Raw genomic sequence first — 9,321 nt, forward strand, 5'->3', positions numbered from 1 at the left:
GGGGCGGAATGGAACAACTATGGGATTTTTGGGTTTTCTTGGCACCCCTCTGGGGTATGTGCTGCAGTGGATGTACAACCTCTTCGGCAGCTACGGCTGGGCGCTGATCGTCTTCACCATCGTGGTGCGTCTGTGCAGCTTCCCGCTGCAGATCGGCCAGCAGAAGAACACCGCCCGCATGGCGGCCTACAAGCCGATGATCGACGAGATCCAGAAAAAGTACGCCAAAGACCGGGACAAGCAGAATGAAGAGCTCATGCGCCTGCAGCAGGAATACGGCTACAACCCCACCGCCGGCTGCCTGCCCATGTTCGTGAACTTCTTCATCATGTTCGGCGTTATCGAGGCGGTGTATTACCCGCTGCAGCACATCCTGCACATCAGCAAGGACGTGCTCACCCAGATCGCCGGCATCCTGGGCATGGCCTACAACTACACCACCAACACCGCCATCATCCAGCAGGTGCAGGCGGGCACCCTGCCCGCCGAGGCCAGCGCCCTGCTCACCCCCGAGCAGCTGGAGAGCATCAAGAACTTCAACGTCATGTTCCTGGGCATGGACCTCACCGTCAAGCCGGAGCTGGCCTTCAATGTTCTGCTGATCTTCCCCATCCTCAGCGTGGTGACCATGGCCCTGAGCAACGTGATCATGATGAGGTCCACCGGGCAGGAGCTGCAGGGCAGCATGAAGTGGATGCCCTGGATGATGAGCCTGATGTTCGTCTGGATCGCCTTCACCGTGCCCGTGGCCTTCTCGCTGTACTACACCGTGTCCAACCTGCTGATGCTCATCACCAGCATGGTCCTGCGCAAGATGTATGACCCCGAGAAGATGAAGGCCAAGGTGGCCGCGGAGATCGAGGAGAAGAAGAAGGCCAAAAAGGCCAAAAAACAGGTCAAGGTCGTGGACGAAAAGACCGGCGAGGAGACGCTGAAGGACGTGACCGAGGCGGAGATGAACCGCCTGCGCCTGGAGCGGGCCCGCGCCCTGGACGCCGAACTGTACAAGGACGAGCGCACCACGCCTCTGAACGCCAAGACCGGGGAGGAAGAATCATGCGAGAAGTGATCGTTACCGGCAAGACTGTGGAAGAAGCCACCGAGAAGGCCTGCCTGGAGCTGGGCCTGCCCCGGGAGGAAGTGAGCATCGAGATCCTGGAGATGCCCACCCGCAAGCTGTTCAAATCCACCCCCGCCAAGGTGAAGGCCACCGCCGAGGAGACGGAGGAGCCCGCGGCACAGCAGCCCGCCGTGCCGCAAAAGCCCGCCGCCCCCGCGCCGAAGGCGGAGCAGCGGCAGGCCCCCGAGGCCCCGAAGGCCCCGGAGAAAAAGCCCCAGGCCCCCGCGGCGGAAGAGACCGTAGAGGCGGAGCAAACGGAGCAAGAGCCCGCCCCTGACCAGGGGGAGGGCGCGTCCCTCACCGAGGCCCAGCAGGCCAAGCTGGACGCCGCGGTGGAATACCTGAAAACGGTGTTCGCCGCCATGGGCGCGGGCGAGGTGACCATGACCACCCACCGGCAGGGCGAGGCCTGCATCATCCGGGTGGAGGGCGACGACGTGGGCATCCTGATCGGCCACCGGGGCGAGACGATGGAGAGCCTGTCCTATCTCGCCAGCCTGGTGGCCAACCGGCTGCCCGGCGAGTACATCAAGCTGGGGCTGGACGTGGCCGGCTACCGGGGCAAGCGGGAGAAGGACCTGGAGGCCCTGGCCCGGCGGATGGGCGCCAAGGTGCTGCGCACCGGCCGCAGCTGGGCCATGGACCCCATGAACCCCTACGAGCGGCGGATCATCCACTCCACCATCAGCGGCATGGAGGGCCTGCGCAGCGAGTCCAAGGGCGAGGGCGCCGACCGCCGCGTGGTGATCTACCCCACCGACCCCGAGGCCCGCGGCACCGCCTTTGAGCGGGAGCGCCGGGGCGGCCGCGGCGGCCGGGGCGGTCGCGGCGGCAAGGGCCGGGGCGACAAGCCCCGCAAGGGCGGCGAGCGCCGCTCCAGCGTGCCCGCCCGGGAGTTTGCCGACACCCCCCGCGACGAGGGCGCCGAGCCCATGGCTCCCAAGCGCACCCAGCTGATCGACGACGCGGAGGGCTTTGCCCTCTACGGCAAGATCGAGCTGTAAAAACAGAACAAAGGTTTTCCGTCCGGCCCGGTTTGGGCCGGGCGGTTTTTGTTTTGGCGGGGGAGGGGAGAGGGGCAGGCGCCGCACACTGTCCGCGACCGGCGGGCCGAAGCGAAGCCCGGTCCTCCGCACATAGTGCGCATCGGAACGGACATTTTCCGTCGTCGTGGAAAATGTCCGAGACGCCGCGTGCGGTGCGGAGGGACCGGGCGCAGTATGTGCGCTGCTGCTCCACGCGCGGAGCAAACGGTCCGGGCGAAACAGGGGGAGAGCCGCCCCGCCCCCTTGCCCCGCCGGCGGCGCTGTGCTACAATAAATCGGATATACCCAAATTTGTGCGGCCTTATGCCGCGTTTCAGGGAGGCGTTTTTCATGGCCGAGACCATCGTGGCGCTGGCCACCCCGCCGGGGGTGGGGGGCATCGCCGTGGTGCGCCTGTCCGGCGAGGCGGCGCTGACGGTGGCGGCGAAGGTATTTTTTCCACACAACGCCGCCAAAAAAGTGGAAAACGCGAAGGGCTACACCGCCCTCTACGGCAAATTCATGGCCGATGGCCGGGAACTGGACGACGGGGTGGCCCTCTTTTTCCGGGCGCCCCACAGCTACACCGGCGAGGACGTGGCGGAACTCAGCTGCCACGGCGGGCCGGTGGTGGCCCAGAGCCTCATTGACGCCTGCATCGCCGCGGGGGCACGCCCGGCGGGGCCGGGGGAGTACACCCGGCGCGCCTTTGTAAACGGGCGCATCGACCTGACCCAGGCGGAGGCGGTGATGAGCCTGATCGACGCGGCGGGGCGGCAGGGCGCGGCACTGGCCCGCACGGCGCTGGACGGCGCGCTGGCAAGGCGTATCCAGGAGTTCAAGCAGCGGCTGGTGGCCCTGGCGGGGCACATCGCCGCCTGGGTGGACTTCCCCGAGGAGGGCGTGCCCGCCCTGGCTCCCGAAGCCCTTGCCGCCACCCTGGACGAAGTTTCCGCCGGCCTTGCCGAACTCATCAAAAACTTCGGCGCGGGGGCGGTGCTGCGGGAAGGGGTGGACGCGGCCATTGTGGGCAGCCCCAATGTGGGCAAGAGCACCCTGCTCAACCTGCTGGCGGGCTTCGACCGGGCCATCGTCACCCCCATCGCCGGCACCACCCGGGACGTGGTGGAGCAGGCAGTGATGCTGGGCGGCGTGCGCGTCACCCTGCGGGACACCGCCGGCCTGCGGGACACCGGCGACGTGGTGGAGGCGGAGGGCATCCGCCGCAGCCGCCGCGCCATGGAGGAGGCGGGCCTCATCCTGGCGGTGTTCGACGGCTCGGCCCCCCTCACCGAGGCGGACCGGCAGCTGGCGGCGGACTGCGCCGGCCGCCCGGCCGTCGCCATCGTGAACAAGAGCGACCTGCCGCAGCAGTTCGACACGGCGGCCGTTGCCGGCAGCTTCTCCGAAGTGGTCACCCTGGCCGCGGGCCGGGGCGAGGGAGCTGAAGCCCTGGGCGAGGCGGTGCGCCGGGTGCTGGGGGTGGCCGGTCTGGACCCCAACGTCCCCTGCCTTGTGAGCCGGCGGCAGTACGCCGCCGCCTGCGAGGCGCGGGACGCGCTGGCCGAGGCGAAAAACGCCCTCGGCGGCGGCTTCGGCCTGGACGCGGTGAGCGTCTGCGTGGACGACGCCCTCTCCGCCCTCTGCCGCCTCACCGGCGAGGACGCCTCCGACGCCGTGGTGGAGGAGGTGTTCTCCACCTTCTGCGTGGGCAAATAGTTTTAGCGGCACACGTTCATACCTCGGAGCGAAACATAGTTTATTTGCAGGTTCATTCCTCGGCGATTGTGGAAAGTTTTAGCGGCACACGTTCATACCACAGAGTGAAACAAAGCCTATTTGCAGGTTCCTTCCTCGGCGATTGTGGAAAGTTTTATCGGTTCACGTTCACACCGCGGTGATGAACAAAACTTGCCCGCAGGTTCGTTCCGCAGCGAATGTGGGAAGTTTTAGCGGCACACGTTCATACCTCGGAGCGAAACATAGTTTATTTGCAGGTTCCTCCCTTGGTGTTTGCGGGCAGTTTTATCGGCTCGCGTTCACACCCCGGAGCGAAACATAGTTTATTTACAGGTTCGTTCCTCGGCGGGTATGGGCAGTTTTATCGGCTCACGTTCATGCTGCGGTGATGAACAGAACTTGCCCGCAGGTTCCTTCCGCGGTGTTTGCGGAATGTTTTATCGGCTCACGTTCACGCTTTTGAGTTGAACAAAACCCGTTTGCAGGTTCGTCCCGCGGCGGCGTGACTTAATTTCTTTCCGAAAGGGGGGCCGTCCATGGCTTCCGACACAAAGGGCCTGGTCCATCTGGGCGATTTTGACGTAATTGTTGTGGGCGCGGGCCACGCCGGCATCGAGGCCGCGGCGGCGGCCGCCCGGCTGGGGGCCTCCACCGGCCTGTTCACCCTGGGGCTGGACGGCATCGGCAACATGCCCTGCAACCCCAGCATCGGAGGCACCGCCAAGGGGCACCTTGTCCGCGAGATCGACGCCCTGGGCGGCGTGATGGCCCTGGCCGCCGACGCCACCACCCTCCAAAGCCGGATGCTCAACCGGGGCAAGGGGCCGGCGGTGCACTCTTTGCGGGCGCAGATCGACCGGCAGGCCTACCACCGGTTCACAAAGCAGTATCTGGAGCACATCCCCGGCCTTGCCATCAAACAGGCCGAGGTGGTGGACATTCTGATTGAAAACGGCCGGGTGCAGGGGGTCTGCACCCGCCTCCACGGTTTTTACGGCGCGAAGGCGGTGGTGCTCTGCACCGGCACCAACCTGGCCGGCAAGATTTTCGTGGGGGACGCCAGCGTGCCCAGCGGCCCCGACGGCCAGCACGCCGCCACCCTGCTGGCCGAGAGCCTGCGGGCGGCGGGTCTTCCCATGCGCCGCTTCAAGACCGGCACCCCCGCCCGGGTGCACCGGCGCAGCATCGACTTCTCGGTGCTGGAGCGCCAGCCGGGGGAGGAGCCGCCAGAGCCCTTCAGCTTCCTCACGCCTCCCGGCGGGGTGAAGAACCAGGTGGACTGCTTCATTGCCTGGACCAATCCCGCCACCCACGAGGTCATCCGGCAGAATCTCCACCGCTCGCCCCTCTACGGCGGGGCCATCGAGGGCATCGGCCCCCGCTACTGCCCCAGCATCGAGGACAAGGTGGTGCGCTTCGCCGACAAGGAGCGGCATCAAATTTTCGTGGAGCCCTGCGGGCCGGACACCGAGGAGATGTATCTCCAGGGCATGAGCAGCAGCCTGCCCGAGGACGTGCAGATCGCCATGTACCGCACCATCCGGGGCTTTGAACACCTTGAGATCATGCGCCCGGCCTACGCCATCGAGTACGACTGCATCGACCCCCAGGCTTTGCGCCACACCCTTGAGAGCCGGGCGGTGGCGGGCCTCTACGGCGCGGGGCAGTTCAATGGCACCAGCGGCTACGAGGAGGCGGCGGCCCAGGGCCTGCTGGCGGGGGCCAACGCCGCCCTGGCGGTGCTGGGAAAGGAGCCCATGACCCTGCCCCGCTACACCTCCTATCTGGGCACCCTGGTGGATGACCTGGTCACCAAGGGAGTGATGGACCCCTACCGGATGATGACCAGCCGCAGCGAGTACCGCCTCACCCTTCGGCAAGACAACGCCGACGAGCGCCTCACCCCCATCGGCCGCAAGTTCGGCCTGGTGGACGACGAGCGCTGGGCCGCCTTCCAGAAGGCCATGGAGATAAAAACGGCCGAGGAAAAGCGGCTGGCCTCCGCCACCATCCACCCGGCGCAGCTGAACGCCGTCACCGAAAAAGAGGGCCTCGCCCCGGTGGAAAAGGGAGGCACGGCGGCCCAGCTGCTGCGCCGGCCGGAGATCACCTACGCCCACATCGCGGCGGTCATCGGCCCCGGCGAGGGGGTGGACGGCCGCATGGCCGGCCGCATCGTCACCGAGATCAAGTATGAAGGCTACATCGCCCGGCAGCAGCGGGCCATCCGGGAGACAAAGCGGCTGGAGAGCCTTGCCATCCCGGCCGATTTCGACTACGCGCCCCTTTCCGGCCTGCGGCTGGAGGCGCGGGAAAAGCTGCAAAAGCTGCGCCCGGCGGACCTGGCGGCGGCGGGGCGCATCCCCGGCGTGTCGCCCGCCGACCTGGCGGTGCTGTCGGTGGCGGTGGCCGCCGCCCGAAAAAAACAGGAAGGGGAGAACCACCTATGATCGACAAGCAGCGCCTGGCGGCAAAGTGCGCCGCCGCGGGCATCGAACTCACCGGCGATATGCTGGACAAGCTGGACCAATACGCCGAATGCCTGGTGGAGTACAACCAAAAAGTGAACCTCACCGCCATCACCGACCCGGAGGGCATCGAGGACAAGCACTTTGTGGACAGCCTGCTCTTCGCCGCCCGGCCCGAGGTGGCGGGCAAGCTGGTGGACGTGGGCACCGGCGCGGGCTTCCCCGGCGTGGTGGCCAAAATTTACAAGCCCGACCTGGCCCTCACCCTGATGGAGCCCACCGGCAAGCGGGTGGATTTTCTGCGCTGGGTCTGCGGCCGGCTGGGCCTTGCCGGCGTGGAGTTCGCCAAGGAGCGGGCGGAGGAAGCCGCCCGCAAGCAGTGGCGGGAGGCCTTCGACGTGGCCTGCGCCCGGGCGGTGGCCGCCCTGCCGGTGCTGAGCGAGTACTGCCTGCCCCTGGTAAAGGTGGGGGGCGTGTTCATCTCCCTCAAAGGCTCCGGCGGCGAGGAAGAACTGGCCGCCGCCAAAAACGCCATCGCCAAACTGGGCGGCGCCTGGAGGGAAACGGTGCCCCTGCGCCTGCCCGGCGGCGACGAGCGGTGTTTGATTTTGTGTGAAAAGATTTCGCACACTTCGACCGTTTACCCCCGTAACGGCGGAAAGATCGCAAAAGCTCCCCTGAAGTGACCCGCCCCCTGGCGGCTGGTGTCATTTTCTGTAAATGGAAAATACTGGAAAATATCGGATGTTCGTGGTATACTTTTCCCAGCAAGGGAAGGAGGGCGAAGACGCCCGCCTTTTCGAACGAGGAAGGGAAAAAGAGCCGCGGGCGTCCGATTTTTTTGCAAAAAAGAGGACAGGCGCCCGCCGCCGGGAAGGAGAATGCCCCATGCTGAACGCGCGACCGAAGGTACAGGGAAAGGTGCTGTTGCTGCCGGTGGACAAGATCGTGCCCTCGGCGCACCAGGCCCGCACCCATTTTGACGAGCAGGAGATCGCCCGCCTGGCGCTGAGCATCGCCCAGAACGGCCTGTTGCAGCCGGTGAGCGTGCGCCCGGGAAAGAAAAAGGGCGAGTACGAACTGGTGGCGGGGGAGCGGCGGCTGCGGGCCTGCAAGCTGGCGGGCCTTGCGGAGATCCCGGCCATCCTGGCCCAGCGGGACGAGAGCCAGGCGGCGGCGCTGGGCCTGTTGGAGAACATGCAGCGCCAGGGCCTCGACCCCTTCGAGCAGGCCCGGGGCATCCGGGAGGTGATCGCCCTCTGGGGCTGCACCCAGGAGGAGGCGGCCAGGCGGCTGGGCATCGCCCAGCCCACCCTGAACAATAAGCTGCGCCTGCTGGCCCTTACCGACGAACAGCAGGCCTATTGTGTCGACCACGGCCTCACCGAGCGGCACGCCCGGGCGGTGCTGCGCCTGCCGGAGGCCGAACAGCGCAGCCGGGCGCTGGCGCAGTTCGCGGCAAAACGGATGAACGCCCGCCAGGCGGACGAGTATGTGGAGCGCTGCCTGCAGAAGAAGCCCGCCCGCCGCCGCGCGGTGCCCATGGTGAGGGACGTGCGCATCTTTGTGAACACCATCAACAAGGCGGTGCGCCTGATGGTGGACGCGGGGGTGCCCGCCAGCGCCACCAGGCGGGAAGGGGAGGGGTATGTGGAGTACACCGTCCACATCCCCACCGCCTCTGTGGCCCGGAAAGATGCCGTCCGCGGGGTGGCCGCCCCGGCGGGGCAAAATGAACCGGCAACGGTGGGCGCGCCCGGCTGCTCCGCCTGAGGGCCGGCGATTGCCGGCCCCAAAACGCAAAAACGCCTCTGAGCAGGAGCGACGCCGCTTTCCGCCGGATGCGCCCGGCCCGTCCATAGGGGATGGCGGCGCCTTCGCCCGCCGCCGTGCGCGGCGATGCCAACGTGTTGCCCGAACCGGGCTAAGCCTCTTGAAGGCGCACTGTCGGCTGCCGCAACGGGCCTTGCCCGCTCTCATCATCATTGCCCTTAACATTCCCGGGGCCTCTGACCGTTCCATCGGCCGGGGGCCCCGGGTTTTTCTCTGCCAATGTTCCATGTGGAACAATGAAAAAGCCCTGGGGCGAACTCCGGGGCGAAGAAGAAAAAAGTATTCTCAGCGCGGGCGGTCAGGCCTGCCGCCGGCCAAAGGGGATGAACAGCAGCGGCGCGAACTGGGCGGCAACCGTCGCCGCGGGCAGGGGAAGGGAACACCGCGTCAACAGGTAGGCAAGGCTGCCGGTCCAGGTATAAAACCGGGCAAGAAACAGGCTGACCTTCAGCGGAAAGGAGGGAAGCAAAAGCTGCGCCAGCACCACGGCCAGCAGCGGCAGCACCAGCAGCGCGGCCGAACAGGCAATTTCCCGCCGCGTCATCGGGCGAAAGGCCCACAGTCCGCCAACCAGCAGCACCAGAAGAAACAGCACGCCCTCAAACAGCAGGGTGCGCAGGGGGTCGGTGGAGACTTCAACGGAACCGTCCCCAAGTTCCGTCCGCTTTACATAAAACAGATAGCCTGGAAAAATCGTCAGCCAGTAACAGAGCAGGCTTGCCAAAAGACTGAACACAGACACCCGCCACAGGGTGCGGACACGGATGTTCATAGGTTGCCTCCTTATGCTGTGATCTTGACCACAGTATAACATGGGCAGCGAAAAATGAGAAGGGGGACAAAGGCCGGGGAGGGGCGTGTTTCAGCCCGGCGCGGGGATGTCGGGGTACCGTCCGCAGCCCCCGGCCTCACCGGGCATGCCGGGGGCACCGCCCTCGGCGAACGCAAACAAAGCGGCAGGTACCGGCTTACTGTCCGCCACCACCGGACTGAGGCGAAGCCCGGCCCTCCTGCCCCCTGCCCGGCAGCCAGGGAGAGCCATCCTTCGTTTGCCCCAGAACGGACACTTTTCTTCGTCGTGGAAAATGTCCGAGATGTCGCGTGCGGTGCGGAGGGACCGGACGCAGTGAGTGCA

At 66.4% G+C, this 9,321-nt stretch carries 7 protein-coding genes; 6 read left to right on the plus strand and 1 reads right to left on the minus strand.

Annotated features, from left to right (window positions below):
* Positions 1 to 19: 19 nt before the first annotated feature.
* The 6 genes from ACH2A7_RS10400 (at position 20) to ACH2A7_RS10425 (ending at position 8,126) form a co-directional block, all read left to right on the plus strand.
* Positions 20 to 1,069, plus strand: coding sequence for a YidC/Oxa1 family membrane protein insertase (locus ACH2A7_RS10400; protein ID WP_394961856.1), 1,050 nt, complete (start codon positions 20 to 22; stop codon positions 1,067 to 1,069).
* Entirely contained in the window at positions 1,057 to 2,124 is a 1,068-nt protein-coding gene (gene jag, locus ACH2A7_RS10405) for an RNA-binding cell elongation regulator Jag/EloR (RefSeq protein WP_394961857.1), read from the plus strand. The genes ACH2A7_RS10400 and jag overlap by 13 nt, the downstream gene beginning before the upstream one ends.
* A gap of 372 nt (positions 2,125 to 2,496) precedes the next feature.
* Positions 2,497 to 3,864 (plus strand): tRNA uridine-5-carboxymethylaminomethyl(34) synthesis GTPase MnmE, encoded by a 1,368-nt coding sequence (gene mnmE, locus ACH2A7_RS10410; protein WP_394961859.1) that lies wholly within the window; start codon positions 2,497 to 2,499, stop codon positions 3,862 to 3,864.
* Positions 3,865 to 4,421: 557 nt separating this feature from the next.
* Positions 4,422 to 6,335 carry a tRNA uridine-5-carboxymethylaminomethyl(34) synthesis enzyme MnmG gene (mnmG, locus tag ACH2A7_RS10415; protein WP_394961860.1) on the plus strand — a complete coding sequence of 638 codons (1,914 nt, stop codon included), beginning with the start codon at positions 4,422 to 4,424 and terminating at the stop codon, positions 6,333 to 6,335.
* Entirely contained in the window at positions 6,332 to 7,039 is a 708-nt protein-coding gene (rsmG, locus tag ACH2A7_RS10420; protein WP_394961861.1) for a 16S rRNA (guanine(527)-N(7))-methyltransferase RsmG, read from the plus strand. The genes mnmG and rsmG overlap by 4 nt, the downstream gene beginning before the upstream one ends.
* Positions 7,040 to 7,241: 202 nt before the next feature.
* A complete protein-coding gene (locus ACH2A7_RS10425) occupies positions 7,242 to 8,126 on the plus strand; it encodes a ParB/RepB/Spo0J family partition protein (protein WP_394961862.1) in 885 nt (294 codons plus the stop codon).
* Between the two features lie 358 nt (positions 8,127 to 8,484).
* Here the strand turns inward: ACH2A7_RS10425 and ACH2A7_RS10430 are convergent, their stop codons facing one another.
* Positions 8,485 to 8,958 (minus strand): hypothetical protein, encoded by a 474-nt coding sequence (locus ACH2A7_RS10430; RefSeq protein ID WP_394961863.1) that lies wholly within the window; start codon positions 8,956 to 8,958, stop codon positions 8,485 to 8,487.
* Positions 8,959 to 9,321 lie beyond the last annotated feature (363 nt).

Source organism: Candidatus Allofournierella merdavium, assembly GCF_944382735.1.
Classification (GTDB): domain Bacteria; phylum Bacillota; class Clostridia; order Oscillospirales; family Ruminococcaceae; genus Allofournierella_A; species Allofournierella_A merdavium.

Coding starts and splice junctions, on each gene's coding strand:
- ACH2A7_RS10400 (WP_394961856.1), top strand. CDS start 20: ATGGGATTTTTGGGTTTTCTTGGCACCCCTCTGGGGTATGTGCTGCAG.
- jag (WP_394961857.1), top strand. CDS start 1,057: ATGCGAGAAGTGATCGTTACCGGCAAGACTGTGGAAGAAGCCACCGAG.
- mnmE (WP_394961859.1), top strand. CDS start 2,497: ATGGCCGAGACCATCGTGGCGCTGGCCACCCCGCCGGGGGTGGGGGGC.
- mnmG (WP_394961860.1), top strand. CDS start 4,422: ATGGCTTCCGACACAAAGGGCCTGGTCCATCTGGGCGATTTTGACGTA.
- rsmG (WP_394961861.1), top strand. CDS start 6,332: ATGATCGACAAGCAGCGCCTGGCGGCAAAGTGCGCCGCCGCGGGCATC.
- ACH2A7_RS10425 (WP_394961862.1), top strand. CDS start 7,242: ATGCTGAACGCGCGACCGAAGGTACAGGGAAAGGTGCTGTTGCTGCCG.
- ACH2A7_RS10430 (WP_394961863.1), bottom strand. CDS start 8,958: ATGAACATCCGTGTCCGCACCCTGTGGCGGGTGTCTGTGTTCAGTCTT.